This is a genomic window from Kitasatospora sp. NPDC090091 (assembly GCF_044747365.1).
In the GTDB taxonomy this organism is placed as follows: Bacteria; Actinomycetota; Actinomycetes; order Streptomycetales; family Streptomycetaceae; genus Kitasatospora.
The window spans coordinates 162,635-188,446 of sequence record NZ_JBIVDY010000006.1 but is presented as its reverse complement, the minus strand read 5'-3'; the positions used below and the strand labels follow the sequence as shown (position 1 = coordinate 188,446).

Sequence of the window (25,812 nt, the reverse complement as noted above, 5' to 3'; positions counted from 1 at the left end):
CGCGGGCACGCCGGGCCGGGCCTCCGGCGCCGGCCCCCGAACCGGCCCCCCGGCCGCCGCCACCGCCGCCCCGCATCGGTCACGCCGCGGAGCCGTCCAGCCGCGCCAGGTAGTACATGTTGAGCACGTCCCCCTCCACCTGCGTGACGTCCACCGAGCCGAACCCGGCCTCGGCCAGCATCCGCCGAGCGGTCTGCTCGCCCCAGACCGTCCCCAGCCCCGCGCCGCCCTCACCGAGCGAGACCGTCATGCAGTAGAAGGTCGAGAAGGTGTAGAGCGCCGGTCCCAGCGGGTGGTCGACGTTCTCCTCCAGCCGGCTGCTGGCGGCGATGTCGCCCATCAGGAAGACGCCGTCGGGCCGCAGCACGCCCGCGATCGCGGCCAGCGTCTCGGCCGGGCGGGCCAGGTCGTGGATGACGTCGAAGGCCGTCACCAGGTCGTAGGCGCCGGTCAGCCCGGCCGAGTCGACGACCTCGAAGCGGGCGTTGTCGATGCCGCGCCGGGCGGCCTCGGCCTTGGCCGCGCCGATGCCCTGCTCCGAGATGTCGACGCCGGTGAACCGGCTGGCCGGGAAGGCCCGGGCCAGGACGTTGACGGCGTGCCCCTCGCCGGTGCCGATGTCCAGCGCGTCGATGCCGGCGCGCAGCCGGTCGGCCAGCCCGGGCACCAGCGGGACGATCCCGTCCACCAGCGCCATGTCGTAGACCCGGGCGCTCTCCTCGGCCTGCAGGGCCTGGAACCGCGGGTACGCCGAGTACGGCAGGCCGCCGCCCTTGCGGAACGCCTGGACGATCTGCTGCTCCACCTCGCCCATCAGCGCGAGGTACTGCATCAGGCCGGCCATGTTCTCGGGGCCTGCGGCCCGGGTGAGCGAGGCCGCGTGCTCGGGCGGCAGCCGGTAGCGGGCCCCGTCGGGGTCGTACTCGACGAAGCCGCCGACGACCATCCCGCCCAGCCACTCGCGGACGTAGCGCTCGTTCAGCCCGGCGGCGTCGGCAATCTCCGTGCTGGTCGACGGTGCGAGCCCGGCCATGGTGTCGAAGAGCCCGGTCTGATGGCCGATGCTCGTCATGAATCCCAGGCAGGCGTCGTTGAGCACCTGCACCGTGCGACCCGCGAACTCCTCCTGTTTCGCCGGGTCCGGTTCCCGAACGGACATCGCGCCTCCTCCGCCGGCGGGACCTTCACGAACCCTCCCCTCGTCACGCTACGCCGCCGCCCCGGCCCGGGCACGCCGCAGGCCGGGGGCCGCAGGATCAGCGGTCTGCTCACCCGGGCGGGCAGCCCGGCGACTGGTGAGGGCAAGGCCGCTCCCGGTGTCGAGTCACCGGAATGGTCTCAACCAATCGCCGAACTGTCCCGCGCTTCGCCGGAATTGTTCCTGAGCTCGCCTCAGGAGAAGACCACGGAGCGCAGCTTGAGCCGGTCACCGAGGATCTTGCCCGGGTTCATCACGTAGAAGACGTCGCCGTTGCAATCGAAGTCGAGGAAGACGGTGGCCGTCGAGCCGGTGAGGTTCTGCGGAGCGAAGCCGGGCGCGTCCTCGGTGGTGAACGGCAGGTTGATGCACTCGCCGCTCGCCGGGTCGGCGATGCCGGCCGGCACACCGGGGCCGACCTTGTAGAGGAAGTCACCGGTCGCCGCGGTCGCGGAGGTGGGCACGGCGAGGACGAGGGCGACCGCGCTGGCGGCGGCGATCGTGGCGTTGCGGAGACGCATGGGGGAGGGGCCTTTCGGGGCGGTGCTCAGCGGCACCGGTGGAATTGGTGCGAGATCACCCTAGAAGCCCAAAAACCGCAGAAACGGTTCTTCCAATCCACTCGTTCGAGTGGTTTAGCCCTGAATCCCGCTACCCACCGCACTCACCCCTCACGCACCGTCAGTTCGGCGGCGCCGTGAAGTAGTACCCCTCGTCGATCAGCACCGGCAGGTACGCCTTCAGCGCCGCCACCGTCTGCGAACGGTCCCCGCCGCCGTCGTGGTTGAGCACGATCGCGCCCGGCCGCACGTCCTTGAGGACCCGGTCGGTGATCACGACCGTGCCCGGCCGGGCCCAGTCGCGCGGGTCCACCGACCAGGCCATGTTCCGCATCCCGAGGTCGGCGGCCACCTTGAGCGACGCCGAGGACCAGTCCCCGCCCGGGGCCCGGAACCACGTCGGCTGCCTCCCGGTCGTGCGGTGCAGCAGGTCCGAGGTGCGCTCCAGCTCGTCGCGGACCTTGCCCTCGGTGAGCTGCCGAAGGTCCGGGTGGGTCCACGTGTGGTTCGCGATGTGGTGGCCCCGGGCGGCGATCTCCCGCACCAGGTCGGGGTGCTGGGCGGCGTTCTCGCCGACCAGGAAGAAGGTGGCCCGGATCCCGTACTGCTCCAGCAGGGAGAGCACGGTCGGGGTGTGCCGCGGGTCCGGACCGTCGTCGATGGTGAGCGCGACCACCCGCTTCTGGCCGTCGAGCTCGTACACCGGCTTGGACTCGGCCGCCGTCAGCACCCGCGGCGCCGCCACCGGCGCGCCCACCGCGGCGGGCGGCGCCGAGGCGGCGGACGACACCGGGGCGGACGCGGGTGCGGACGCCGACGGTGAGCCGGCCGGCGACGAGCCGGCCGGCGGTGAACCGGCCGGCGACGGTGGCCCCGAGGCCGGGCCGGGAGCGGCACCGGGCGTCTCCGGAGTGCCCGCGGCCCCGGCCTCCGGCGCTCCACCCCCGTCCCCGTCCTGGACCCCCCGGCAGCCGGCGACGCCCAACAGCGACATTCCGGCCGCGACCAGCAGCAACCTGCGCGAAGTAATCTGACGATCAGACAACATCTTCGATGCTTCCCCCGTCCGGCTCCGCGCCTCCCACGGGCAACCCCGACGGCCCTCAGCGTCACTCCGACGGCCCACACCGGGCAGCCGCGGGCGCCCGAGCGGCCAGGCCCGCCCGCACGCCCGGTGACCGCGCTCCGACCCGGACCGCTACGCTGACCATCCCCAATGTGATGATCTGCGCCCAGAGGACGTGGCCATGACGACGAGTCAGGACTTCCCCGCCGGTCCCGCCGACCAGGAGGCCGAGCCGAGCCGGTGGGAGCGCTTCGGCGTCGACACCACCACCCCCCACTCGGCCCGCGTGTACGACTTCTGGCTCGGCGGCAAGACCAACTTCCCGCCGGACCGCGCCATGGCCCTGGCCATCGAGGAGGCCGTCCCCAGCATCAAGGCAATGGCCGGGGAGAACCGGGCGTTCCAGAAGCGCGCCGTGCGCCACCTGGCTCAGGAGTACGGCGTCCGCCAGTTCCTCGACCTCGGCACCGGCATCCCCACCTCGCCGAACACCCACGAGATCGCCGAGTCGGTCAGCCCCGGCACCCGTGTGGTCTACGTGGACAACGACCCGATCGTGCTGGCCCACGCCCGGGCCCTGATGGTCTCCTCGCCGGCCGCCCGCACCACCTACATCCACGCCGACCTGGGCAAGCCCGAGGAGCTGCTCGGCGACCCGGCGCTCACCGCCACCCTGGACCTCGACCGGCCGGTCGGCCTGTTGATGATCGCCGTTCTGATGCTGATCGCGGACGAGGACGACCCGTGGGGCAAGGTCGCCGCCCTGCGCGACGCGCTGCCCTCCGGCAGCTTCCTCGCGCTGACCCACCCCACCCAGGACTTCGACCCGGAGAGCGTCGCCAAGGTCACCGCGGCCGCCCGGGCCGGCGGGATGACGCTGGTGCCGCGCACCCGCGAGGAGGTCGAGCGGTTCTTCGACGGCTGGGAGTTCATCGAGCCCGGCGTCGCCCCGGTGATGGCCTGGCACCCGGAGGGCGAGCCGCCGGCCGACCCGCACGCCGCGTACTACTGGGGCGCCGTCGCCCGGAAGCCGTAGGGCCCGGGCGTGCCCCGCGGGCCGGGCGGGGGACTCGGTCCGCGGCCCGGCGCGCTACTTCAGCAGCCGGGAGAGCCGGCGGTCGGCCAGCGGCTTGCCGCCGGTCTGACAGGTCGGGCAGTACTGCAGCGAGGAGTCGGCGAAGGACACCTCGCGCACGGTGTCCCCGCAGACCGGGCACGGCTGCCCGGTGCGGCCGTGCACCCGCAGCCCGAGCTTCTTCTCCGCCTTCAGCTCCCCCGCCGCGAGCCCGCGGGAGCGCTCGACCGCCTCGCGCAGCGTGCCGCCCAGCGCCTCGTACAGCCGGGCCGTCTCGTCCTCGGTCAGGCTCGACGCCAGCTTGTACGGGGACATCCGCGCCGCGTGCAGCACCTCGTCCGAGTAGGCGTTGCCGACCCCGGCCAGCACGCTCTGGTCCCGCAGCACCCCTTTGAGGCGACGCCGCTCGCCCTCCAGCAGGGCGGCGAAGTCGGCGAGGGTGAACCCCGGGTCGAGCGGGTCCGGACCGAGCCGGGCGACGCCGGGCACCTGCCCCGCGTCCTGCACCACGTACACGGCCAGACCCTTCTTGGTCCCGGCCTCGGTGAGGTCGAATCCGTCACCCGCCTCCCCGGCCAGCCGCACCCGCAGGGCGAGCGGGTTCTTCGCGCTCGGCCGCGGCGGCTCCTCGGGCAGGTGGTCCTTCCAGCGCAGCCAGCCGGCCCGGGCCAGGTGGACGACCAGGTGCAGGCCGCCGGCCTCGATGTCCAGGAACTTGCCGTGCCGGGTGACCGGGCCGACCACGCGGCCTTCGAGCGCCGTCACCGGCGGGTCGTAGGTCTTGAGCGCGCTGATCGCCACCGGCTGCACCCGGGCGATCTCCCGCCCGGACAGCCGCTCGGACAGGAAGGCAGTGAGGGCCTCGACCTCGGGCAGCTCCGGCATGCGCCCAGTCTCGCGCAGCCCGGCCGCTTCCGCCCACCGTCCCTGCCGGGGCCGGGAACGGCGCCGGCGCCGGTGCCGGGCCGCCGGCCCATTGCCCGGGCGCGCCCCGGGGCGCAGGCTGGAGGGAGCCGCGACACGTCCGGCTCCAGGCCGTCCGAGGAGGTCCGGCCCCGCCATGAGCACGCTTGAGGAACAGATCGACGTCGACGCCCCCGTGCTGGCGGCATGGGAGCAGTTGCACCGGGTCCACGACTACCCGTCCTTCGTCGACGGGGTGCGCAGCGCCCAGCCGCACGGCCGCAACCTCGCGCACCTCGCCGTGGAGGTCGACGGGGTCCGGTGGGAGGTCGAGGCCGAGATCACCGACCGGGGGCGGGGCCGGGTGATGGCCTGGCGGACGCTGGACGGCCCGCAGCTGCACGGCGCGTTCGCGCTGCTGCCGCTCGACCGGGAGCACACCCGGGTGCAGATCCGGGTCGAGTACGACCCGGAGACGGTCCACGAGGCGTTCGGCGGGCCGCGCGGCTTCGCGCTCGCGGGGGCCGTCGAGCGGACCGTGCGGGCGGACCTCGCGCACTTCCGGGAGCTGGTGGAGGCCCGGGTGCGGGCCGCCGACCCGGGTCCGGAGGAGCCGGAGGACGCCGGAGAATCGGCCTGACCACCCCGGCCCGACACCCCCGCCCGACCGCCGTACGGCACCCGGGGCCATTCCCGCGCGGGCCGCGTAAGCACCACATAAGCGCAGGTCAGAGCGGGTGGTGAGGATCTTCACAGCGAGCCGCCGGGTTGGTCGTCCACGATTCAACCTGTGGCAGACTCGGATGCTGTGACCACCGACCCGGCCCCCAGGACGCTCCGCGCGGCGATCTTCGCCGCGCTGGTCGTGCTGCTCGCCGGGCTCGGCCAGGTACTGGTCACCGGCCGACCGCTGCCGCTCGGCACGCTGGCCGTGGCCGGCGCCGCCGTCTTCGCGGTGGCCTTCGCCCTCGCCGGCTCCGAGCGCGGCTACCCCGCGATCGCGGCGGTCTTCCTGCCGCTGGAGCTCGGGCTGAGCGCGCTGTTCGATCTCGCCCAGAGCACCTGTCCCACCCTCCCGCCGGGCTCCGGCCACGGCTTCGAACCGCTGCTCTGCGGCGGCGGCTCGCTCGGCGGCCTGCTGGCGGGCCACGGCCTCGCACGCTCCACCGGGGTGCTCGTGCTGCTGGCCCTGCACACCGCGATCGCGCTGGCGGCGGCCTTCTGGCTGCGCCGCGCCGACGCCGCCCTGACCGGCCTGGCCCGGTCGGCGGGCATCCTCGCCGACTTCGCCCGGCGTCTCCCCGCCGCGGCCGGCCGCCGGCTGCTGCGCCTGCTCACCGCGCCCGTCCCGGCCCGTCCGGTGGCCCGGGTGCCGTTCCCGCGCGCCAGTCGGATCCGCGTCCCGGTCGAGGACGTCCTGCTCAGCCCCGCCGTCCGGCGCGGCCCGCCGGTGCCCGCACCGGCCTGCTGAGAACCCCCGCTCCCCGCATCCGCGGCCTCTCCGCCGGTCGTCCCGCCGCGCGCCCCTGCGCGCCCGCCCCGCTCCGCGCCGACGGGCACCCGCTGCCCCGCGCCCCGAGCACCCGATCGAGAGCACAGGACGACACCCCCATGAGCAAGAAGCCCCACTCCCCCCGCCCCACCGGGAACGCCGCCTCCCGCGCCGCCACCGAGCGGATGCGCGAGGAGCGCGAGCGCACCGAGCGCTCGGCCCGGATCCGCCGCCGGACCGTCGTCGGCGCCGCGAGCGCCGCCGTCCTCGCCCTCGCCGCGGGCGTCGCCTTCGCGGTCGGCGGCGGGTCCGGCTCCGGCGGCGCCGGCGGACCGCTGGTCGTCCCCGCCAACGCGAGCGGCGCCGACGGCACCGTCGTCACCTACGGCAAGGCCGACGCCCCGCACACGCTGGAGGTCTACGAGGACTTCCGCTGCCCGTACTGCGAGCGGCTGGAGACGACCACCGGCAAGACCGTCCAGCAGCTGGCGGACGCCGGCACCTACAAGGTCGAGTACCACCTGGCGACCTTCCTGGACCAGGGCCTCGGCGGCAAGGGCTCGCGCACCGCGCTGGCCGCCGCGGGCGCCGCGCTCAACGAGGGCGTGGACAAGTTCAAGCAGTTCCACGACGTCCTCTACGCCAACCAGCCGGACGAGCGAGAGGACGGCTTCGCCGACGTCAACCACCTGCTCGACCTGGCCGGCCAGGTCCCCGGGCTGAAGACGGACGGCTTCGTCAAGGCCGTCCAGGACGGCACCTACCTGCCCTGGGCCGAGCAGGTGAACAAGGCCTTCGACAAGAGCGGCGTCACCGGCACCCCGACGGTGAAGCTGGACGGGCAGAAGCTCGACGTGTTCACCAACGGCGCTCCCGTCACGCCCGAGCAGTTCACGGCGATGGTCAAGCAGGTGACCGGATGACCACCGCCTCCCCCGCCTCCCGAGAGGCCTCCCCCGAGGCCCCCCGTGCCCGCAGCCACGGCGCGAGCCGGCCGTTCGCCCTGCTGCTGGTGATCGGCGGCGCGGTCGGGCTCTTCGCCTCGGTCGTCCTCACGCTGGACAAGATCCGGCTGCTCAAGGACCCGTCGTACGTCCCCAACTGCAACATCAACCCGATCATCAGCTGCGGCTCGATCATGCGCAGCGACCAGGCCGAGGCCTTCGGCTTCCCCAACTCACTGCTCGGCCTGGTCGGCTTCGCCGTGGTGATCGCGGTCGGCGCCGGACTGCTGGCCGGGGCCTCCTACCGGCGCTGGTTCTGGCTCGGCCTGCAGGCCGGGACGGTCTTCGGGATCGGCTTCGTGACCTGGCTGATGTACCAGGCGCTGTACCGGATCGGCGCGCTCTGCCCGTACTGCATGGTGGTCTGGGCGGCCATGATCCCCCTGTTCTGGTACACCACCCTGCACAACCTGCGCTCCGGGGTGATCCCGGTGGGGCGCCGGCTGCGCCCGGTCGTCCGGGAGGCCGCCCGCTACCACTGGGTGGTTCCCGCCCTCTGGTACGCGGTGATCCTGCTGCTGATCCTCAAACGGTTCTGGTACTACTGGAGCACGCTGATCTGACCGGCTCGCCGCCCCCGCACCCCGGCGGCGCGGGGGCGGCGCCGCCCGACCCCCCGGCGAGGCCACCATGCGCAAGGTCGTCCTCTTCATGTCCGTGTCCGTCGACGGCTACTTCGAGGGCCCGGACCGCGACATCAGCTGGAGCCGCGTCGACGAGGGGCTGCACCTCCACCTCAACCGCGTGATCGCCCGGCTGGGCGGCCTGATCAGCGGCCGGGTCACCCACGAACTGATGGCCGACTTCTGGCCGACCGCCGACCAGGACCCGGACGCGAGCCCCGCGGTGGTCGAGTTCGCCCGGATCTGGCGCGACCTGCCGAAGACGGTGTTCTCCCGCACCCTCACCCGGGCGGACTGGAACACGACCGTCCTCCCCGAGGTGACCCCGGCCGCCGTCGCCGCGCTCACCGCCGGCGAGGGCGGCGACCTCGCACTCGGCGGCGCGGACCTCGCCGAGACCTTCTTCCGCCTCGGCCTGGTCGACGAGTACCGGCTCTACGTCCACCCGGTCCGCCTCGGCCGCGGGCGGCTGCTCTTCCCCGCCACCCCGGAGTCCACCGGTCTCACCCTTCTGGAGACCCGCTCCTTCCCCACCGGCGTGGTCCTCCTCCACTACGCCCGCACACCCGTGAGCTCCGCGAACGCCGCAGTCCCCGCGTAGCCGGTCAGGCCGGGGCGCCGGTCCGGGCTCCGCCCCGGGTGCGTTCTGGTCGCGACGGGGGTGGGGTGGGCGTCGTACGATCCGATCACCGGTCGGTGGTCGGAAGGGCCGCCGGCGAGGACAGCTCCCCGCACTCGAACGGGTGTACCGGCGGCGGGGGCCGGGCACCGGGTAGACGGGGGGACCGGCCGAGGAGGTAGTGGACATGCGGCACCCGACCGACGCTCCGCACATCAGGCCCGAGGGCATCTCGCCACACGCCCTCGGCAACGACACACTGCTACACGAGCTGGAGCAGCTGCACCGGACCCGGCACGAGACGTTCCTCTACGGGTCGGAGGAGGCGCTGAAGCGGCACACCCTGCGCACCGGGCAGCTGGAGGCGGAGTACCTGCACCGGTTCCCGAACCGGCTGGTCACGGCCGGGCGGACCAGGGCCGGCGCCCGCGCCCGGGAGGCGGCGGCCCGCGTGGAGTCGCTGCCGGAGTAGGTCGCGTCCCCCGTTTCGTCCACCGCCCGACGGGACACGCCGGGCGGTGGAGGCGTGCCCGCGGCCGGGCCGTCGGCCAGGGTGGAGTCGGGCCGCCGGAGCGCGCTCCTCGGATCCGACCGCGCGGCCCGAAGCCCGACCCCGCGAAGCCCGAACCGCTGCAGAGCCCGACGCATGACCCCGACGCAGGACCCGAGCATGACCCCGAAGCCCAACCCCGACCCCAACGGACCCCCGGGAGGCCCGACCGTGCCCATCGCAAGCGTCAACCCCGCGACCGGCGAGACCCTGGAGACCTTCGAGGAGCTGGACGCCGCCGGCATCGAGCAGCGGCTGGCCCGCGCCGAGGCCGCGTTCCGCACCTACCGCACCACCTCCTTCGCCCACCGCGCCCAGCTGCTGCGCCGCGCCGCCGACCTGCTCGACGAGGACCGGGAGGCCGTCGCCCGCACGATGACCCAGGAGATGGGCAAGCCGCTGACGGCCGCCCGCGCCGAGGCCGCGAAGTGCGCGAAGGCGATGCGCTGGTACGCCGAGAACGCGGAGGCGCTGCTCGCCGACGAGCACCCCGACCCCGCGGACGTCGCCGACGCCGGCGCCGCCCGCGCCTACGTCCGCTACCGCCCGATCGGCGCGGTGCTCGCCGTGATGCCGTGGAACTTCCCGTTCTGGCAGGTGATCCGGTTCGCGGCGCCGGCCCTGATGGCGGGCAACGTGGGCCTGCTGAAGCACGCCTCGAACGTGCCGCGGACGGCCGTGGCGCTGGAGGAGCTGTTCGTGCGGGCCGGGTTCCCGGAGGGCTGCTTCCAGACCCTGCTGATCGGCTCCCGCGCGGTCGACGGCGTCATCCGCGACCGCCGGGTCGCCGCGGTGACCCTGACCGGCAGCGAGCCGGCCGGTCGCGCGGTGGCCGCCACCGCGGCCGACGAGGTGAAGAAGGCGGTGCTGGAGCTGGGCGGCAGCGACCCCTTCGTGGTCCTGCCCAGCGCCGACGTGGACGCCGCCGTGCGCACGGCCGTCACCGCCCGGGCGCAGAACAACGGGCAGTCCTGCATCGCAGCCAAGCGGTTCATCGTGCACGCGGACGTGTACGAGCCGTTCACGGCCGCGTTCGCCGCGGCGATGCGGGCGCTGAAGGTCGGCGATCCGATGGAGGAGGCCACCCAGGTCGGCCCGCTGGCCAGCCGGCAGGGCCGGGACGACCTGGAGGAGCTGGTCGAGGACGCGAAGAAGCACGGCGCCCGGGTGGAGTGCGGCGGCCGCCGCCCCGAGGGCTTCGACGCCGGCTGGTTCTACGAGCCGACGGTGCTGACCGGCATCACCCCCGCGATGCGGATCCACCAGGAGGAGACCTTCGGCCCGGTCGCCACCGTCTACCGGGTCGCCGACCTGGACGAGGCGGTGGCGCTGGCCAACGACACGCCGTTCGGGCTCAGCTCCAACGTGTGGACCGACGACCCGGCCGAGCAGGAGCGCTTCGTCCGGGACATCGAGGCCGGCGGGGTCTTCTTCAACGGCATGACCGCCTCGCACCCCGCCCTGCCGTTCGGCGGGGTCAAGCGCTCCGGCTTCGGGCGGGAGCTGTCGGGGCACGGGATCAAGGAGTTCTGCAACGTGACCACGGTCTGGGTCGCGTAGCGGAGCGGTTCGGCCCCGCGCGGCGGTTCGGCCAAGCGCGGGGCCGAACCGCCGCGTCACCCGGCCGGGTCAGGTGGCCAGCCGCTGCGTGGCCTGGCCGTGCTTCGCCCAGCGCGCGACCATGCCCATCAGCACGATCAGGGTGATGCCCCAGATCACGCTGAAGACGATCAGCCACGGCAGCGAGGTGATCTGGGCACCGACCGCGCCGAGGCCGAGCGAGAGCCCGACCAGGAAGACCACGGCCGTGGGCGTGATGCTGAGCAGGCCGTGCCAGGCCCGGTGCGCCAGGCTCGGGTGCTGCGGGGCCCCGGGGCCGGTGTCGAGTGCCTTGTAGGTGAGCAGGTCCATCTGTGATCGCCTCCGGACGTCGTCGGGACTGCCGGTGAGCAGCTCACGAGGCCTCAGGAGGCCTTGCGGGGAGCTGCGGACTTCCTGGCGCCGGTCTTGGTGCCGGCGGTGGCCTTCGCGGTGGTCTTCGCGGCGGTCTTCGCGGTGCTCGTCGCCGGGCTCTTGGCGGTGACCTTCTTGGCGGCGGTCCTGCCCGTCGCGCCCTTCCCGGCCGCGGCGGCGCGTCTGCGGGGCGCCGGCTTCGCCGCCTCCGGCTCGGCCGCCGCCTCCCGGGCGTCCTCCACCGGTTCGCCCGGGTGGCCGCGCCGGGAGCCCTTCGCCTCCCGGAGGCTGCTGCGCAGCGCCTCCATCAGGTCGATGACGTTGTCGGGCGCCTCGCCCGGCTCCTCCTCGTGCGGCAGTTCGACGCCCTGCAGCCGGGCCTCGATGACCTGCTGGAGTGCCTGCTGGTAGTCGTCGTGGAGCTGGGCGAGGTCGAAGTCCTCGGAGAGCGTCTCCATCAGCGAGCGCGCCATCTTCAGCTCCTGCGGCCGGACGACGACCTCCTCCTCGGGCGCGATCCCGGCCGCCGACCGCACCTCGTCGGGCCAGATGCAGGTCTGCAGCACCAGCGTGCCGTCGTGCACCCGCAGCACCGCCGGGGACTCCCTGGTCCGCAGGGCGATCTTGGTCACCGCGATCTGGCCGGACTCGGTGAGCGCGTCGCGCAGCAGCGCGTACGGCTTGGCGGCGGCCTTGTCGGCCACCCCGACGTAGTACGCCTTGGAGAACATCAGCGGGTCGATCTCGCCGGCGTCGACGAAGGCCAGCACGTCGATGATCTTCTTGCTGGGCAGCGGCAGGTCGGCGAGGTCCTCGTCGGTGAGGGTGACCGTGCGGCCGTCGGGCGACTCGTAGCCCTTGGCGATCTCGGCGTACGGGACCTCCCGCTCCTCCCGTTCGCAGTACCGCTTCATCCGCACCCGGCCGCCGTCCTTGGCGTGCACCTGGTGCAGCGGTACGTCGTGCTCCTGGGTGGCGGAGTACAGGTGCACGGGGATGCTGACCAGCCCGAAGCTGATCGTCCCCTTCCAGGTGGTCTGCATGGGGGTCGCCCCTCTCCGGAGCCGTCCCGGGGTTCGCGCCGTCCGGAGACTCCCGCTCCGGGAATTCCCACTCTGCCCGCGTTTGCCCGGATCGGCCACAGGATCCGGTCCGGGCCCGACCGGCGGAGAATGGGCGGCGGGGAGACCCGGGGGGCGCGGACCCGAGGAGGAGCCGTCATGCCGAGGACCGAGGCGGCACCGCCGCCCGCCCCGCCGCCGGAGCGGACGGTGTACCGGGTGGCGTACGCCCTGGCCGGGGAGCAAGCCGTCCGCCGGGCCGAGGTGGCGGTGGTGCCCGGCTACTCGCAGGAGAGCGACATCCCCCGCATCCTGGCCGCCCGCCTCACCGGGAACCCGGCCGACGGGCGGCGGATCGTCCTGCTCGACGTGCGCGAGCGCTGAGGCGGGCTCGGCCGCCTGCCCGGCCGCGACCTCAGGCGTCAGGCCCGGGGCCTCAGGCCTCAGGCCTCAGGCCTGGAGCGAGGCCAGCGTGACGACGGTGATGTCGGACGGCGCCCCGACCCGGACGGGCGGCCCCCAGGCCCCGGCGCCGCGCGTCACGTAGAGCTGGGTGTCGCCGTAGCGCTCCAGCCCGGCCACGGTCGGGTTGGCCAGCTCGGCGAGGTAGTTGCCGGGCCAGAGCTGGCCGCCGTGGGTGTGGCCGGAGAGCTGGAGGTCGACGCCGTGCCGGACGGCGTCGTGGACGGTGACCGGCTGGTGCGAGAGCAGCACCGAGGTGCGGGCCCGGTCGCGGTCGCCGAGCGCCTTGGCGAAGTCCGGGCCGTCGCCCTCGCCCGTCCCGGCGAGGTCGTTCACCCCGGCCAGGTCGAAGCCGGAGAGCTCGACCCGGGCGTTCTGCAGCGGGTGGACGCCCAGCTCGCGGACGAACTCCACCCAGGGCGCCGCGCCGGAGAAGTACTCGTGGTTGCCGGTGACGAAGAAGGCGCCGTCGCGGGCCCGCAACTCCGCCAACGGCTCTGCGGCCGCGCCGAGTTCGGGCACCGTCCCGTCCACCAGGTCACCCACGATCGCGATCAGGTCGGGCTGGGTGCGGTTGATGGTGTCCACGATCCGCCGGGTGTGCGCGCGGCCGAGGATCGGTCCGAGGTGGATGTCGCTGACCACGGCGATCCGGTAGCCGTGCGCCTGCCGGGGCAGCTTGGCCAGCGGCACGGTGACCTGCTTCAGCCGCGGTCCGCGCAGCACGCCGTAGGCGCCGTTGCCGACCACGGCCGCCGCCGCGCCGGCGGCGCCGATCGCGACCGTCCGGGCGACGAAGAGCCGGCGCTCGGGCGACGGCACCGCCGCCACGGGCCGGTCGCCGCTCTCGGCGGCGGGAGCGGCGGGAGCCGCCGCCTTCCGGCGCGGCAGCCGCAGCAGCAGCGGACGGACCGCCTCGCCGACCGCGAGCGCCAGCAGCAGGTAGAGCAGCACCGCGAGCCAGAGGAAGCCGGGCCAGGCGAACCAGCGCTCGACGGAGAGCGGGAACTTCCGCCCGCCGAGTAGCGCCCCCAGCGAGAGCAGCGGCAGCACCACCGCGAGCACGGTGCCGGTCCGGCGCCACCACCCGCCGGGCGCGGACACGTCGCGCACCAGGCGCCGCCAGAGGTACCAGTGCGCGAGGGCCAGCACGGCGAGCACCGCGAGGAGGCCGAGCAGGACGAGGACGATCATCACGCGGACAGTATGTCCGCCCGGCCGGACCCGTCCGCCGCCGGGTCGGACGCGCCCGCGGGATCGCCTCGAAGGTGCCGGAAACGCCTGGCGATGTGTCAGATTTGAGCTTTCCACGACAGCTCTTCACCCGCGCTGACCTGGGCTTTCGTGTCCGCTCAGCGAACGATTTCCGGGACGTTGTTCCGATACTCGTAGGTAGAAGTTAAGTTGCACCGCATTGCGCGGGTCCGTCCCCCACCCTCGGGCGAACGAGCCGAGGGGCAGGCCGCGCCGGAAAGGCAACAGGACACCCTCCATGAGTGCGGAAACCACCACGTCGGCCGGCTCTCCCCCGGCCGACGCCGCCACCAAGCAGCAGCTCCAGCACGGCGCGCCCGGTCACGGTGGCGACGGCCACCTGAAGGCCGGGCTCAAGAACCGCCACCTGTCGATGATCGCGATCGGCGGCGTGATCGGCGCCGGTCTGTTCGTCGGCTCCGGTGCGGGCATCGCCTCCACGGGCCCCGGCATCCTGCTCTCCTACACGCTCGCCGGCGTGCTGGTCGTGCTGGTGATGCGGATGCTCGGCGAGATGGCGGCGGCCGACCCGCAGAGCGGCTCCTTCTCCGCGTACGCGGACCGGGCGCTCGGCCGCTGGGCCGGCTTCACGATCGGCTGGCTGTACTGGTTCTTCTGGGTCGTGGTGCTGGCCGTCGAGGCCACCGCCGGCGCGAAGATCCTCAACCACTGGGTGCCCGGCGTACCGCAGTGGGGCTGGGCACTGATCGTGATGGCGGTGCTCACCGCGACCAACCTGTTCTCGGTGGCCTCCTACGGCGAGTTCGAGTTCTGGTTCGCCGGGATCAAGGTGGTGGCGATCGCCGCCTTCCTGGTGATCGGCACCCTGGCCGCGTTCGGCCTGCTGCCCGGCACCCACGCGGTGGGCACCGAGAACCTCGTCGGTCACGGCGGCTTCCTCCCGCACGGCGTGGGAGCGGTCTTCACCGGCATGCTGACAGTCGTCTTCGCCTTCATGGGCAGTGAGATCGTCACCCTGGCCGCCGGCGAGTCGGAGGACCCGGAGAAGGCGGTCAGCAAGGCGACCAACAGCGTGATCTGGCGCATCGGCGTCTTCTACCTGGGCTCGATCCTGCTCGTGGTCACCCTGCTTCCGTGGGACTCCGCGGCCGTCAAGGGCAGCCCTTACGTCGCCGTGCTGGAGCACATCGGCATCCCCGGCGCCGGCCAGGTGATGGACGTCATCGTGCTGACCGCCGTGCTCTCCTGCCTCAACTCCGGGATGTACACCGCCTCCCGGATGGCCTTCTCGCTCGGCCAGCGCGGCGACGCCCCCAAGGTCTTCGCCTCGGTGACCGATCGCGGCGTCCCGCGGGTCGCGATCCTGTGCTCGGTGGTGTTCGGCTTCATCGCCGTCTTCTTCAACTACACCTCTCCCGACACCGTTTTCTCCTTCCTGCTCAACTCCTCCGGCGCCGTCGCGCTCTTCGTCTGGCTGGTGATCTGCTTCTCCCAGCTGCGGATGCGCAAGATCATCGAGCGTGAGATGCCGGAGCGGCTGACCGTCCGGATGTGGCTGTACCCCTACCTCACCTGGACCGCGATCGGCATGATCGGCTTCGTGGTGGCGTACATGTTCACCGACGCCGACGGGCGGAAGCAGATGTACCTGTCGCTGGTCGCCGCAGCGATCGTGCTGGCGGCCTCGGCCGTGGTGGGCCGACGGCGGCGGGCCGCGGCGGTGGAACCGGCTGCCTGATCCGGGGCACACCGGCCGCGAACGCCGGGCCCGGGAGCCATTGCGGAGGCTCCCGGGCCCGGTGCGGCGTTTCCGGGCCCGGCGCACGCGCGCTGCCGGGCCCGGTCCGGCGTCCCCGGGCGGGGTCCGCGCACGTCCGCGCGGTTCCGTGCGGCCGGTTACCGGACCCCGACGGCACCGATATGACCTGCTGACGGCCAACCCCTACCCTTCCCCCTATGCGAGATCTTGTGGCGGGGACGGGGTACCTGGCCAAGGGCCAGAAGTGGGTGGCGCGGCACGGCCGCTGGTGGGCGTTCGGGATGATCCCGGCGCTGATCACCCTGATCGGATACGTGGTGGCGCTGGTGTTCCTCGGGGGCTGGTCGGAGGACCTCGCCACCTGGGTCACCCCGTTCGCCGACGACTGGGGCTCGCCCTGGCAGGGCATGCTGCGCACCGCGCTCGCCGCGATCGTCTTCGGCGGCGGTCTGCTGATCTCGCTGATCACCTTCACCGCGGTCACGCTGCTGGTCGGCCAGCCGTTCTACGAGTCGCTCTGCGAGAAGGTGGACGAGTCCGAGGGCGGCGCACCCACCCCGCCGGACGTCCCGCTCTGGCGGGAGCTGGTGGTCTCGGCCCGCGACAGCCTCTTCGTGCTGGTGCGGGTGGCCGGCTTCGGCATCCTGCTGTTCGCCTGCGGCTTCATCCCGGTGGTCGGGCAGACCCTGGTGCCGGTGGCCGGGTTCCTGGTGTCCGGCTTCTTCCTCGCGGTCGAGCTGACGGCCGTCGCCCTGCAGCGGCGCGAGGTGCCGCAGCGCGAGCGGATCCGTCTGCTGCGCGCCCGGCTCGGCCTCGCGCTCGGCTTCGGCGTGCCGCTGGTCCTGGCCTTCCTGATCCCGTTCGTGACCGTCCTGGCCATGCCCGGCGCGGTCGCCGGGGCGACCCTGCTGGCCCGCGACCTGGTCCCGGTCGAGGAGGAGCCGGCCGACGAGGACGACGCACCGGAGCCGGCGGACGCGTCCGCCGCCGCACCGGGCGCCCCCTCCCACCCGTCGCAGTCCGGACACCCCTCGCACGGCGGCCCGCAGCCGGTACCCGGCAACCCGTACGCGCAGAACCCCTACGCCAAGGCCGGCCACACCCCCGAGGGGCAGCAGTCCGGGGGCCAGTACCCCGGAGGCCAGCACCCCGGGGTCCACGCCCCCGAGGGGCAGTACGCGCAGAACCCGTACGCGGACAACCCGTACCGCACCTGACACGGGGCGGCGGAGGTAACCGTCCGTTCACCCTGCGTCCATTGCCCGTCCGCCGGGATGTGAAGCCGCCCACACGGGGTTTTCGTCCTACTGTCCTCGATAGTGGACGGGCGGCGGGCGCCCCCGCGTGCTCGCCCGCGACGAGGGCCGCGCCCGCGGCGCGGCAGGCGCCCACGGCCCCGCCGACCCGGAAGAACGCAGGCCGTCGGCGGGTTGCGGCCGATCGTTCGTCGACGGAACGGCCGATCCGGCCAGCGATTGGACAAATGGAACAAAACGGACGAAAGCGCCCGGCTCCGGCCGGGCGCTTCGTCGTTTCCGCCCGCTGACCCACTACCCCGCGTAGTACCGGGCGGCTTTGCCGCCCGTGCCGCGCCCTGCCAAGAATGGCCCGTCGCCAGGCAGCGCTGCGGACCTGTCCCCCGCCGCGCATCCCGCCCGCCCCGTCGTCGCCGCCGGGGTGCCATGGCCGTCCAGGACGGCATTGCGGGCCTGCTCACCCGAGCCCCCGCGTGCCGGATGCCCCGCGCTCCCGACACGGCCCCCGACGGAAAAGGATTGCCCGCTCCATGCAGCTCAGCCATGCCCGCCGCAACTCCCTGATCACCGGCATCACCACCCTCGTGGTGGCGAGCGCGGCCACCGCCGCCCTCGCCATCCCGCAGGGCGGCGGCGTCGCCGAGGCCGCCGCCCCGGTGGCCGGCGTCACCGGCACCACCGGGGTCTCCGTGGACGGGCAGCCGGTCGCCGATCAGGCGGCCCAGGCCGACGCTGCCGCTGCGGCCGCTGCCGCCGCCCAGGCCGATGCCGCGGCGAAGGCCGCCCAGGCGCAGGCCGACGCGGAGGCCGCTGCGGCCGCCCAGGCCCAGGCCGCCCAGGCGCAGGCCGACGCCGCGGCGAAGGCCCAGGCCGAGGCCAAGGCGAAGGCCGACGCGCAGGCCGCCGCCTCCCGCTCGCAGCAGCGGTCCGCCCTCAACGCCAAGCCCAGCTACTCGGGCAGCCCGCGGGAGATCGCCGCCCAGATCGTCCCGGCCGGGCAGCTGCAGTGCTTCAGCAACATCGTCTCCCACGAGAGCAGCTGGAACCCGCGCGCCGTCAACGCCGCCTCCGGCGCCTACGGCCTGGTCCAGGCCCTCCCCGGCTCCAAGATGGCCTCGGCCGGCGCCGACTGGCGCACCAACCCGGCCACCCAGATCAAGTGGGGCCTCGACTACATGAACTCCCGCTACGGCAGCCCCTGCGCCGCCTGGTCCTTCTGGCAGGCCCACCACTGGTACTGAGCCGTCCCTGAAGCCGCCCCGAGCGCTCCAGGACTCGTCCGAGGCCACCCGCGAAACCGCGCGGGTGGCCTCCGGCCGTTTCCGACCCCCTCTCCTCGGACCGGAGGCCGGAGCCCCGCACCCGGCCGCACGGCGAGGGCCGGCTATCTCCCCGGGCGGGGGGAGGCAGGGCGGGGGCGGAGGACCAGGCGGAGCAGGGGGAGGTGGGTGCGCGCGATTTCATCGGGCGGCAGCGAGGCGAGCGGTTCGAGGCGCAGGATGTAGCGGGCCATGATCAGGCCGGCCAGGTGGGCGGCGAAGTCGCAGGCGCGGCGCCGGGCGTCCGCGCCGCCGATCCGGGCCGCGATGCGGTCGACCATCTCCCGCTGCAGGACCTCGCTCACCAAGGTGCCGACCGCCGGGTCCTGGGCGGCGCTGCCGAGCATGGCGCGCAGCGGGTCGGCGGCCACCGGGCTCCCCCAGACGTCGAGGACCTCGGCCAGGATGCGGTCCGGCAGGGTCTCGACCTCACCCTCCAGGACGAGGGCGAGGCGCTCGGCGGGGTTGGTGGCCAGGGCGAGCACGGCACCGAAGAGGCCCTTCTTGGAGCCGAAGAAGTAGCTGATCAGGGCGAGGTCGACGTCCGCCTCCGCGGCGATCGAGCGCATCGTCACGGCCTGGTAGCCCTCGGCGAGGAACCGGCGGCGGGCGACGTCGAGGATCTGGGCGCGGGTGTCCGGGCTGCCGGCCCGCCGGCCCCGGCGCGGCGGGTTATTCATCATGGTTGAAATCCTAGGGGCGGCGCGCCCAGTCTGGCGGCATCGAGCCACCCCCGGACGGCCGGACCGGTCCGCGGCGGGTGGGAGGACGCGAGGGAGAGAAGGCCTGCCATGACCGCCGCCGAGCCCAGAGCCGCCGGGCCCAGAGCCGCTGCCGCGCCGGGAGCCGCCGGACCGCGAGCCGCCACCGAGCCCCCGGGCGCCGGCGGGTCCGCCGGATCCGCGGCGCCGGGTGGGCCGGCCGGCCGCCACAACCTGGTCCTCCTGGTGACCTGCCTGGCGCTGGCCACCGTGGTCGCCGCGATGGCTTCGCTGAACGTGGCCCTGCCGGAGATCGCCCGGGCGACCCACGGCAGCCAGACCGAGCTCTCCTGGATCATCGACGCCTACAGCCTGGTGTTCGCCGCCCTCCTGCTGCCCGCCGGGGCGCTCGGCGACCGGTTCGGCCGGCGCCGGGCGCTGCTCGTCGGTCTGGCGCTGTTCGGCGCCGGGTCGGGGCTGGCCGCGCTGACCACCGATGCCACGGCGCTGATCGCGCTGCGCGGCCTGCTGGGCGTGGGGGCGGCGCTGGTCATGCCGGCCACCCTGTCGACCATCACCGGCACCTTCCCGCGGGCGCAGCGGACCAGGGCGGTCAGCGTCTGGGCGGCCGTGGCGGGGGCCAGTGCGGTGGTCGGGCTGCTGGCCTCGGGGACGCTGCTGGAGCTGTGGTCCTGGCGCTCGGTGTTCCTGCTGAACGTGCTGCTCGCGGTGGTCGCGCTGGCCGGGACGGTGCTCGTGGTGCCCGAGTCCGCCGATCGGGACGCACCGCGGCTGGACGTCGGCGGGGCCGTGCTGGCCGCGACCGGCCTGGGCCTGCTGGTGTACGCGGTGATCGAGGCCCCGACCCGGGGCTGGGGCGATCCGCTCACCCTCGGCGGGATCGCGGTCGGGCTCGCCGTGCTGGCCGGCTTCGTCGGCTGGGAGCTGCGGCGGCGTCACCCGCTGCTGGACCCGCGGCTGTTCCGCAACCGCCGGTTCGCGGCCGGCTCGCTCTCGATCACCTGTCAGTTCTTCGCCTTCTTCGGCTACATCTTCGTGATCATGCAGTACCTGCAGCTGGTCCGCGGGGACACCGCCCTGGTGGCGGCCGTGAGCGTGCTGCCGATGGCCCTCGCGATGGTGCCGATGTCCCGTCTCAGCCCCCGGCTGACCGACCGGTTCGGCGCCCGTGGCCCCTGGGTGACGGGCCTGGTGCTGATCGCCGCCGCGATGGCCGCGTTCGGCGGGCTCGACGCCGACAGCCCGTACGCCCTGTTCGCCGGCGGCCTGCTGCTGCTCGGCGCCGGGGCCGGGCTGGCCATGACGCCCGCGACCACCGCGATCACGGACGCGCTGCCGCAGTCCCTGCAGAACGTCGGCTCGGCGATGAACGACCTCTCCCGCGAGCTCGGCGGTGCCCTCGGCATCGCCGTCCTGGGCAGCGTCCTCGGCGCCGGCTACCGCGCCGGACTCGACGTCACCGGGCTGCCGCCGCAGGTGGCCGACGCGGCACGGTCCTCCCTCGCCGCGGCGTCCCACTTCGGCGGGCCGGTGGCCGAGCACGCCCGTGCGGCGTTCGTGGACGGCATGCACGTCACGCTGCTGACCGGCGCGGGCGCGGCGCTGCTGGCGGCCGCCGCCGTGGCGGTCCTGCTGCGGCGGTCGGCGGGAGGGCCGGCCGAGCCGGCGGCCGACCTACGGGTGGTGGCCGAGCTGCCGCAGCCCTCGGCCGGCGACCGCTGAGCCGGCGGCGCCGGGGGCGCCGGGGGCACCCCTCCTCGGACGTCCGCCGTCGCCCGGCCACTGCGCCGGGCGACGGCGGCGGGGCGAGGGCGGCGGGGCGACGTCGGGACCGTGCGTACACCCGCACTGACGTGGACGCGTCCGGAACGACACGTGAAGATATGGCGCACGCCCGTACGATTTGACGGGTATTGCTCAGAATTACGGGCTGTCAAGGCTTTGCCACCTCCGGCGAGCGCTCCTACGCTCCGGCCTCATGCCCTCACCCCTGCTCAGCGTCCTGGTCCCCGCCTATGACCAGCAGAAACAGCTCTCGGAGTGCCTAAACTCGCTGCTCGCCCAGTCCTTCCGCGACTTCGAGGTGATCGTCGTCGCGGACCGCTCCGCCGATTCCCCGGCCGGGATCGCGGATTCCTACGCGGCCCGGTACCCCCAGGTCTCCTCGCTCCACCTGGACGCGGCGGTCGGGGTCGGAGTCGCCCGCAACGCGGGCGCGGCGCGGGCCGCGGGCGAGTACCTGCTGTTCCTGGACGCCGACCACCTGCTCGCCCGGGACGCCCTGCAGACGCTCGCCGACCGGCTCGGGCAGACCGGGCCGGTGGACGTGCTGCTGTTCGGGCACACCCGCCGGCACGGCGGACGGGACTGGCCGGGCGGCGCCGAGGCACTGCTCGCCGAGACCGGGCCGGAGCCGTTCGGGCCGCTGGAGCGGCCGGAGGTGTTCGGCGCGCCCGCGCTGATCTGGGACCGGCTGGTCCGCCGCGAGCACTGGCGAGCCCAGGGCCTGGCCTTCCCCGACGGCCGGTACGAGGAGGTCCCGGTGGTCCACGCGGCGATGCTGACGGCCCGGCGGATCGCCGCGCTGCCGCGCGCCTGCGTCCAGCTGCGCCGCCGGGAGACCGTCCACCCCACCGGCTCGCCCGGCAGCGGCGTGTTCGACATCTTCGACCAGTACGAGCGGAGCTTCGCACTGCTGGAGGAGCTCCCCGACGCGGATGCCGTCCGGGACACGCTGTTCACCCGGATGATCCGGCACTACCTCTTCGTCTTCGACCTCGCCGGGTGCGTGGCACGCGCCGAGCGCCCGCAGTTCTTCCACCGCGCCGCCGAGCACCACCGCCGGTTCCTGCCGGCCGGGCACCGGCGGCCCGGCGGGCGCGAGGGCGTGAAGTTCTCGCTGCTGGCCGGCGGCGCCTACCCGGCGTTCGAGGTGGCCAAGCTCTCCCACATCGCCAAGGGCACGCTCACCGGTTCGGCCCGGAGGAAGGCCTCTGCCTGAGGGAGACGGCCCCGGCGCCCGGCCGCGGCCGGGCGCGGGCGCGCGGACGTCGGGGGCGGCGCATCCGGGGCCGGGCGCCGTTCCGACCCCGGGCCCGGGCCCGGGTCCGTCCGCCGCTCAGACGTGGGCCGTGCCGCCGTCGGCGGCCATCGCGGCGGCGATCCGGCTCGCCGTCGCGGCCCACGCCTCGTCGGAGGGCTTCGGCAGGACGTCCATCCACAGCGGCAGGGTGGAGCCGCGCAGCTGCGCCATGCCCTCGGGCCGGGCGATCAGCCACAGGTGCAGGTGCGCGGCGCCGTCGCCCCAGCGGTTCACGTGGACCCGGCCGATGCCGCCGAGCGCCAGCAGCGCCGCCTCCACCCGCTGCAGCATCGGGCCCAGCTCGGCGGAGCGCTCCGCCGGGAGGTCGAGCAGGTCGTGGTGGGCGCGCGGCTGGAGCAGCACGACGGCGGGCAGGCCGGTCGGCTCGTCCATGGTGCTCAGCCGCCAGTGCTCGTCCGTCCAGAGGAAGTCCGCGTCCGGGCGGGCGCACTGGGTGCAGCTCTCCGCTCCGTCCTCGCCCTGTCGCGGCGGCTCGGGCAGCTCGGGCGCCTGCAGCACCCGGACCTTCAGGTCCCCCTCGTACGGGAAGATGTCCCAGGACGGCGCGCCGTCGGCCGGGAACGGCGGGCGCTCGCCGATCGGCAGGCCGGCGACGTAGTCGGCTCCGGCGGAGCCGCCGGCCGGGTTCGTGATCGTCATGTCGGCCGAGCGTGCCATATGACGCCCCGTCGGGTGCACACCGGGGTGCCGGTACCGCGCGGACCCGCCCGGCTGCGATGATCGCGGGGTGCACCGGCCGGGACCACGGCGGTACGCGGCACCGCGCAGCACCGCCCGGTCCCGCTCGCCGCGCTCGCCCCGTCCGAGCTCGCCCCGCAACGCTCGCCCCGCCCTGTACCGGGAGGACCCACGTGAGCCGACCGTCCGCCACGCCCGGCGCCGACCTCGCCCGGGAGCTGGCCACCACCCTGCGCGGCGACGTCCGCTTCGGCGCCGCCGAGCGCACCGTCTACAGCCACGACGCCTCCAACTACCGCCACCTGCCGCTCGGCGTGGTCAAGCCGGCCGACCTCGACGACGTGCGCACCGCCCTCGCGCTCTGCCGCCAGTACCGGGTGCCGGTGGTGCCGCGCGGGGCCGGCACCAGCATCGGCGGGCAGGCGGTCGGCCCGGGCGCCGTCGTCCTGGACTTCCGGCGCCACCTGGGCGCGGTGCTCGACGTCGACCCACAGCGCCGCACCGCCCGGGTCGAACCCGGCGCCGTGCTGGACGACCTGCAGCGGGCGGCCCGCCCGTACGGGCTGCGGTTCGGACCTGACCCGTCCACGCACAGCCGGTGCACGCTCGGCGGCATGATCGGCAACGACGCCTGCGGTGCCCACTCGCTGGCCTGGGGCCGGACGGCCGACAACGTCGAGTCCCTCGACCTGCTGCTCGCCGACGGCACCGAGCTGACCGTCGGCGGGCCGCTCGGGCCGGCCGAGCGCGCGGCCCTGCGCGAGCTCCCCGGGCGGGCGGGCGCGCTCCACCGGGAGCTGCAGGACTTCACCGACCGCAACCTCGCCGCCATCCGCCGGGGCATGCCGGAGCTGCCCCGTCGCACCTCCGGCTACCCGCTGGACGCCCTGCTGCCCGAGCGCGGCCACCAGCTGGCCCGGGCGCTCACCGGCACCGAGGGCACCTGCGCGCTGCTACTCGGCGCCACCGTCCGCCTGGTCCCGGAGCCCGCCGCCCGCGTCCTGGTGGTGGCCGGCTACCCCGACGAGACCGCTGCCGCCGACGCCGTCCCTGCTCTGCTTCCGCTGCGCCCGCTCACCGCCGAGGGAATGGCCGCCGACCTGATCGCGGCCCTGCTGGCCGCCGGGCCTCGGCCGCCCGCGCTGGACCGGCTGCCCGAGGGTGCCTGCTGGCTCTTCCTGGAGGCCGGCGGCGACAACGCCGCCGAGGCCCTGGACGCCGCCCGGGGGCTGGCGGACGCCGTCCGGCGCGAGCGCTCCGCCACCGTCGCCGTGGTCACCGACCCGGGCGAGCAGCGGCAGCTCTGGGCGGTGCGCGAGGCGGGGGCGGGGATCGTCACCCGTCTGCCGGCCGGGGCGGGCGACGCGGGCACCGGGTCCGGCTCCGGACCGGCTTCCGACCTTGCCGCCGCCGAGGCGGGCGGGCCGGCCGGGGCGGGCGGCGTCGAGGCCTGGCCCGGCTGGGAGGACTCCGCCGTCCCGCCCGAGCGGCTCGGCGACTACCTGCGCGACCTGCGGGCCCTGCTGCGCCGCCACAGCCTGCGCGGCGTCCCGTACGGGCACTTCGGCGAGGGCTGCATCCACCTGCGGATCGACTTTCCCCTCGCCGAACCCCAAGGCGTCCTGGTGTTCCGGGAGTTCATGGAGCAGGCCGCCGATCTGGCGGTCTCGTACGGCGGTTCGCTCTCCGGCGAGCACGGTGACGGGCAGGCCCGCGCCGAGCTGCTGCCCCGGATGTACCCGCCCGACATCATCGGCCTTTTCACCGAGTTCAAGCGGATCTGGGATCCGGAGAACCTGCTCAACCCGGGCACCCTGGTCGACCCGCGCCCGCTCGACGCCGACCTCCGCCAGGCCGGCCCGGTGCGCGAACTGCCCCTCGCCCTCCCCTACGAACAGGACGGCGGCAGCCTGGTCCGGGCGGTGCGCCGCTGCGTCGGCGTGGCCGCCTGCGTCGACACCGCCACCGGGGTGATGTGCCCCAGCTACATGGCCACCGGCGAGGAGCGGCACTCCACCCGCGGCCGGGCCCGCCTGCTCGCCGAGATGCTGCGCGGCGAGGCCGTCCCGGACGGCTGGCGCTCGCCCGAGGTCCGCGAGGCGCTGGACCTCTGCCTCGGCTGCAAGGGCTGCGCGAGCGACTGCCCGGTCCACGTCGACATGGCCACCTACCGGACCGAGTTCCTGTACCAGCACTACCGGCACCGGCCGCGGCCCGTCGCCCACTACTCGATGGGCTGGCTGCCGCTCTGGCTGCGCGCCGTCGCGCTCGCGCCCGCCGCGGCCAACCTGGTCGCCCGCTCGCCGGTGGCCGGCCCGCTGAAGCGGCTCGGCGGGATCGACCCGCGCCGGGTGGTCCCGGTCTTCCCGCCGGAGACCTTCACCCGCTGGTTCCGCCGCCACCGCGCCGCCCGGCCCGCCCCGGCGGACGCCCGGCCGGTGCTGCTCTGGCCGGACACCTTCTCCGACCACCTCCAGCCCAGCGTGCTGCGCTCCGCCGTCGAGGTGCTGGAGCACCTGGGCTTCGACGTCCGGCTGCCGTCCGGGCCCGTCTGCTGCGGACTGACCTGGTACTCCAGCGGCCAACTCGGCACCGCCCGGCGGGTGGTGCGGCGCAGCCTGCGCGCGCTGGACGATGCCGGTCTGCCCGCCGACACCCCGGTGGTCGGCCTGGACCCGAGCTGCACCGCCACCCTGCGCGAGGACGTGCCGCGCCTGCTCGGCGCCGCCGGCCGCCCGCTCGCCGAACGGACCCGCACCTTCGCCGAGTTCCTCGACGAGTACGCCCCCGGGGCCCCGCTCCCCCGACTCCCGGCCGACGCCATCACCCAGACCCACTGCCACCAGCACGCCGTCCTCGGCACCGCCGCGGACCGCCGGGTGGAGGCCCGGATCGGGCTGCGGAACCGGGTGTTGGACTCCGGCTGCTGCGGGCTGGCCGGCAGCTTCGGCTTCGAGCAGGGCCACTTCGAGGTGTCGGAGGCGATCGCCGAACGCGTCCTGCTCCCCGAGGTCCGGGCCGCCGCGCCGGACACCGTGATCCTGGCCGACGGCTTCAGCTGCCGGACCCAGATCTCCCAACTCGCCGAGGGCCGCCGCGCCCTGCACCTCGCCGAACTGATCGCCCAGTCCCTCCGCGAGCAGCGGACTTGACCAACGCCCCGAACGCGACGGGGGTGGTCGGCATCCTTGGCC

Annotated in this window: 24 protein-coding genes and 1 pseudogene; 16 read left to right on the top strand and 9 right to left on the bottom strand. The window is 74.6% G+C overall.

Annotation, left to right across the window (positions count from 1 at the left end; translation table 11 throughout):
- Positions 1 to 79: 79 nt before the first annotated feature.
- From ACIPSC_RS12740 to ACIPSC_RS12730, 3 genes are all read right to left on the bottom strand, one after another.
- Positions 80 to 1,159, bottom strand: a complete 1,080-nt coding sequence (locus ACIPSC_RS12740) for a class I SAM-dependent methyltransferase (protein ID WP_400825236.1) — start codon at positions 1,157 to 1,159, stop codon at positions 80 to 82.
- Positions 1,160 to 1,392: 233 nt separating this feature from the next.
- The gene (locus ACIPSC_RS12735) at positions 1,393 to 1,719 is read right to left on the bottom strand and encodes a hypothetical protein (RefSeq protein ID WP_400825235.1); all 327 of its coding nucleotides are present in this window, start codon (positions 1,717 to 1,719) and stop codon (positions 1,393 to 1,395) included.
- Between the two features lie 160 nt (positions 1,720 to 1,879).
- Positions 1,880 to 2,461: a polysaccharide deacetylase family protein gene (locus tag ACIPSC_RS12730; protein WP_400825233.1), complete on the bottom strand. Its 582-nt coding sequence runs from the start codon at positions 2,459 to 2,461 to the stop codon at positions 1,880 to 1,882.
- A gap of 4 nt (positions 2,462 to 2,465) precedes the next feature.
- Between ACIPSC_RS12730 and ACIPSC_RS12725 the strand changes: the two genes are divergently transcribed.
- Positions 2,466 to 2,792 carry a hypothetical protein gene (locus ACIPSC_RS12725; RefSeq protein ID WP_400825230.1) on the top strand — a complete coding sequence of 109 codons (327 nt, stop codon included), beginning with the start codon at positions 2,466 to 2,468 and terminating at the stop codon, positions 2,790 to 2,792.
- A 213-nt stretch (positions 2,793 to 3,005) separates the two neighbouring features.
- The gene (locus ACIPSC_RS12720; protein WP_400825228.1) at positions 3,006 to 3,860 is read left to right on the top strand and encodes an SAM-dependent methyltransferase; all 855 of its coding nucleotides are present in this window, start codon (positions 3,006 to 3,008) and stop codon (positions 3,858 to 3,860) included.
- Between the two features lie 54 nt (positions 3,861 to 3,914).
- On the opposite strand, the gene ACIPSC_RS12715 is transcribed toward ACIPSC_RS12720, so the two are convergent.
- Positions 3,915 to 4,784, bottom strand: coding sequence for an Fpg/Nei family DNA glycosylase (locus ACIPSC_RS12715; protein WP_400825226.1), 870 nt, complete (start codon positions 4,782 to 4,784; stop codon positions 3,915 to 3,917).
- Between the two features lie 175 nt (positions 4,785 to 4,959).
- Here ACIPSC_RS12715 and ACIPSC_RS12710 point away from each other — a divergent pair, with 175 nt between their 5' ends.
- The 7 genes from ACIPSC_RS12710 (at position 4,960) to ACIPSC_RS12680 (ending at position 10,650) form a co-directional block, all read left to right on the top strand.
- The gene (locus ACIPSC_RS12710) at positions 4,960 to 5,442 is read left to right on the top strand and encodes an SRPBCC family protein (protein WP_400825224.1); all 483 of its coding nucleotides are present in this window, start codon (positions 4,960 to 4,962) and stop codon (positions 5,440 to 5,442) included.
- 150 nt (positions 5,443 to 5,592) lie between these two features.
- Positions 5,593 to 6,273, top strand: coding sequence for a hypothetical protein (locus ACIPSC_RS12705; protein WP_400825221.1), 681 nt, complete (start codon positions 5,593 to 5,595; stop codon positions 6,271 to 6,273).
- A 140-nt stretch (positions 6,274 to 6,413) separates the two neighbouring features.
- The gene (locus ACIPSC_RS12700) at positions 6,414 to 7,217 is read left to right on the top strand and encodes a DsbA family protein (protein ID WP_400825219.1); all 804 of its coding nucleotides are present in this window, start codon (positions 6,414 to 6,416) and stop codon (positions 7,215 to 7,217) included.
- Entirely contained in the window at positions 7,214 to 7,861 is a 648-nt protein-coding gene (locus tag ACIPSC_RS12695) for a vitamin K epoxide reductase family protein (protein ID WP_400825218.1), read from the top strand. The genes ACIPSC_RS12700 and ACIPSC_RS12695 overlap by 4 nt, the downstream gene beginning before the upstream one ends.
- A gap of 67 nt (positions 7,862 to 7,928) precedes the next feature.
- The gene (locus ACIPSC_RS12690; protein ID WP_400825216.1) at positions 7,929 to 8,522 is read left to right on the top strand and encodes a dihydrofolate reductase family protein; all 594 of its coding nucleotides are present in this window, start codon (positions 7,929 to 7,931) and stop codon (positions 8,520 to 8,522) included.
- A 205-nt stretch (positions 8,523 to 8,727) separates the two neighbouring features.
- Positions 8,728 to 9,012: a DUF6158 family protein gene (locus ACIPSC_RS12685; protein ID WP_313762655.1), complete on the top strand. Its 285-nt coding sequence runs from the start codon at positions 8,728 to 8,730 to the stop codon at positions 9,010 to 9,012.
- A gap of 249 nt (positions 9,013 to 9,261) precedes the next feature.
- The gene (locus ACIPSC_RS12680) at positions 9,262 to 10,650 is read left to right on the top strand and encodes an NADP-dependent succinic semialdehyde dehydrogenase (protein ID WP_400825214.1); all 1,389 of its coding nucleotides are present in this window, start codon (positions 9,262 to 9,264) and stop codon (positions 10,648 to 10,650) included.
- A gap of 69 nt (positions 10,651 to 10,719) precedes the next feature.
- Here the strand turns inward: ACIPSC_RS12680 and ACIPSC_RS12675 are convergent, their stop codons facing one another.
- Positions 10,720 to 11,001 carry a hypothetical protein gene (locus tag ACIPSC_RS12675; RefSeq protein ID WP_400825212.1) on the bottom strand — a complete coding sequence of 94 codons (282 nt, stop codon included), beginning with the start codon at positions 10,999 to 11,001 and terminating at the stop codon, positions 10,720 to 10,722.
- A gap of 53 nt (positions 11,002 to 11,054) precedes the next feature.
- Complete coding sequence (locus ACIPSC_RS12670; RefSeq protein ID WP_400825211.1) at positions 11,055 to 12,086, bottom strand: Ku protein; 1,032 nt, start codon at positions 12,084 to 12,086, stop codon at positions 11,055 to 11,057.
- A 177-nt stretch (positions 12,087 to 12,263) separates the two neighbouring features.
- Here ACIPSC_RS12670 and ACIPSC_RS12665 point away from each other — a divergent pair, with 177 nt between their 5' ends.
- On the top strand, positions 12,264 to 12,488 hold the full coding sequence (locus ACIPSC_RS12665) for a hypothetical protein (RefSeq protein WP_400825210.1): 225 nt from the start codon (positions 12,264 to 12,266) through the stop codon (positions 12,486 to 12,488).
- A 66-nt stretch (positions 12,489 to 12,554) separates the two neighbouring features.
- Here ACIPSC_RS12665 and ACIPSC_RS12660 read toward each other — a convergent pair whose 3' ends face one another.
- Positions 12,555 to 13,760 carry a metallophosphoesterase gene (locus ACIPSC_RS12660; protein ID WP_400825208.1) on the bottom strand — a complete coding sequence of 402 codons (1,206 nt, stop codon included), beginning with the start codon at positions 13,758 to 13,760 and terminating at the stop codon, positions 12,555 to 12,557.
- Positions 13,761 to 14,058: 298 nt separating this feature from the next.
- Between ACIPSC_RS12660 and ACIPSC_RS12655 the strand changes: the two genes are divergently transcribed.
- From ACIPSC_RS12655 to ACIPSC_RS12645, 3 genes and pseudogenes are all read left to right on the top strand, one after another.
- Positions 14,059 to 15,519, top strand: coding sequence for an amino acid permease (locus tag ACIPSC_RS12655; protein ID WP_400825206.1), 1,461 nt, complete (start codon positions 14,059 to 14,061; stop codon positions 15,517 to 15,519).
- Positions 15,520 to 15,737: 218 nt separating this feature from the next.
- Positions 15,738 to 16,544, top strand: a pseudogene (locus tag ACIPSC_RS12650) (EI24 domain-containing protein); the annotation flags it as partial.
- A 782-nt stretch (positions 16,545 to 17,326) separates the two neighbouring features.
- Positions 17,327 to 18,037: a transglycosylase SLT domain-containing protein gene (locus ACIPSC_RS12645; RefSeq protein WP_400825204.1), complete on the top strand. Its 711-nt coding sequence runs from the start codon at positions 17,327 to 17,329 to the stop codon at positions 18,035 to 18,037.
- A 143-nt stretch (positions 18,038 to 18,180) separates the two neighbouring features.
- On the opposite strand, the gene ACIPSC_RS12640 is transcribed toward ACIPSC_RS12645, so the two are convergent.
- On the bottom strand, positions 18,181 to 18,798 hold the full coding sequence (locus tag ACIPSC_RS12640) for a TetR family transcriptional regulator (protein ID WP_400825202.1): 618 nt from the start codon (positions 18,796 to 18,798) through the stop codon (positions 18,181 to 18,183).
- Positions 18,799 to 18,906: 108 nt separating this feature from the next.
- On the opposite strand from ACIPSC_RS12640, the gene ACIPSC_RS12635 reads away from it, so the two are divergent.
- Positions 18,907 to 20,559, top strand: a complete 1,653-nt coding sequence (locus tag ACIPSC_RS12635; protein WP_400825200.1) for an MFS transporter — start codon at positions 18,907 to 18,909, stop codon at positions 20,557 to 20,559.
- A gap of 256 nt (positions 20,560 to 20,815) precedes the next feature.
- Positions 20,816 to 21,838, top strand: a complete 1,023-nt coding sequence (locus ACIPSC_RS12630; protein WP_400825198.1) for a glycosyltransferase family 2 protein — start codon at positions 20,816 to 20,818, stop codon at positions 21,836 to 21,838.
- 117 nt (positions 21,839 to 21,955) lie between these two features.
- Here ACIPSC_RS12630 and ACIPSC_RS12625 read toward each other — a convergent pair whose 3' ends face one another.
- Complete coding sequence (locus tag ACIPSC_RS12625) at positions 21,956 to 22,579, bottom strand: hypothetical protein (protein WP_400825196.1); 624 nt, start codon at positions 22,577 to 22,579, stop codon at positions 21,956 to 21,958.
- A gap of 212 nt (positions 22,580 to 22,791) precedes the next feature.
- On the opposite strand from ACIPSC_RS12625, the gene ACIPSC_RS12620 reads away from it, so the two are divergent.
- On the top strand, positions 22,792 to 25,770 hold the full coding sequence (locus ACIPSC_RS12620; RefSeq protein WP_400825195.1) for an FAD-binding and (Fe-S)-binding domain-containing protein: 2,979 nt from the start codon (positions 22,792 to 22,794) through the stop codon (positions 25,768 to 25,770).
- Positions 25,771 to 25,812 lie beyond the last annotated feature (42 nt).

Bases quoted from the DNA above. Each gene is read 5' to 3' on its own strand.
- ACIPSC_RS12740 (WP_400825236.1), bottom strand. From the start codon at position 1,159: ATGTCCGTTCGGGAACCGGACCCGGCGAAACAGGAGGAGTTCGCGGGT.
- ACIPSC_RS12735 (WP_400825235.1), bottom strand. From the start codon at position 1,719: ATGCGTCTCCGCAACGCCACGATCGCCGCCGCCAGCGCGGTCGCCCTC.
- ACIPSC_RS12720 (WP_400825228.1), top strand. From the start codon at position 3,006: ATGACGACGAGTCAGGACTTCCCCGCCGGTCCCGCCGACCAGGAGGCC.
- ACIPSC_RS12715 (WP_400825226.1), bottom strand. From the start codon at position 4,784: ATGCCGGAGCTGCCCGAGGTCGAGGCCCTCACTGCCTTCCTGTCCGAG.
- ACIPSC_RS12710 (WP_400825224.1), top strand. From the start codon at position 4,960: ATGAGCACGCTTGAGGAACAGATCGACGTCGACGCCCCCGTGCTGGCG.
- ACIPSC_RS12700 (WP_400825219.1), top strand. From the start codon at position 6,414: ATGAGCAAGAAGCCCCACTCCCCCCGCCCCACCGGGAACGCCGCCTCC.
- ACIPSC_RS12695 (WP_400825218.1), top strand. From the start codon at position 7,214: ATGACCACCGCCTCCCCCGCCTCCCGAGAGGCCTCCCCCGAGGCCCCC.
- ACIPSC_RS12690 (WP_400825216.1), top strand. From the start codon at position 7,929: ATGCGCAAGGTCGTCCTCTTCATGTCCGTGTCCGTCGACGGCTACTTC.
- ACIPSC_RS12685 (WP_313762655.1), top strand. From the start codon at position 8,728: ATGCGGCACCCGACCGACGCTCCGCACATCAGGCCCGAGGGCATCTCG.
- ACIPSC_RS12675 (WP_400825212.1), bottom strand. From the start codon at position 11,001: ATGGACCTGCTCACCTACAAGGCACTCGACACCGGCCCCGGGGCCCCG.
- ACIPSC_RS12670 (WP_400825211.1), bottom strand. From the start codon at position 12,086: ATGCAGACCACCTGGAAGGGGACGATCAGCTTCGGGCTGGTCAGCATC.
- ACIPSC_RS12665 (WP_400825210.1), top strand. From the start codon at position 12,264: ATGCCGAGGACCGAGGCGGCACCGCCGCCCGCCCCGCCGCCGGAGCGG.
- ACIPSC_RS12660 (WP_400825208.1), bottom strand. From the start codon at position 13,760: ATGATCGTCCTCGTCCTGCTCGGCCTCCTCGCGGTGCTCGCCGTGCTG.
- ACIPSC_RS12655 (WP_400825206.1), top strand. From the start codon at position 14,059: ATGAGTGCGGAAACCACCACGTCGGCCGGCTCTCCCCCGGCCGACGCC.
- ACIPSC_RS12645 (WP_400825204.1), top strand. From the start codon at position 17,327: ATGCAGCTCAGCCATGCCCGCCGCAACTCCCTGATCACCGGCATCACC.
- ACIPSC_RS12640 (WP_400825202.1), bottom strand. From the start codon at position 18,798: ATGATGAATAACCCGCCGCGCCGGGGCCGGCGGGCCGGCAGCCCGGAC.
- ACIPSC_RS12635 (WP_400825200.1), top strand. From the start codon at position 18,907: ATGACCGCCGCCGAGCCCAGAGCCGCCGGGCCCAGAGCCGCTGCCGCG.
- ACIPSC_RS12630 (WP_400825198.1), top strand. From the start codon at position 20,816: ATGCCCTCACCCCTGCTCAGCGTCCTGGTCCCCGCCTATGACCAGCAG.
- ACIPSC_RS12625 (WP_400825196.1), bottom strand. From the start codon at position 22,579: ATGACGATCACGAACCCGGCCGGCGGCTCCGCCGGAGCCGACTACGTC.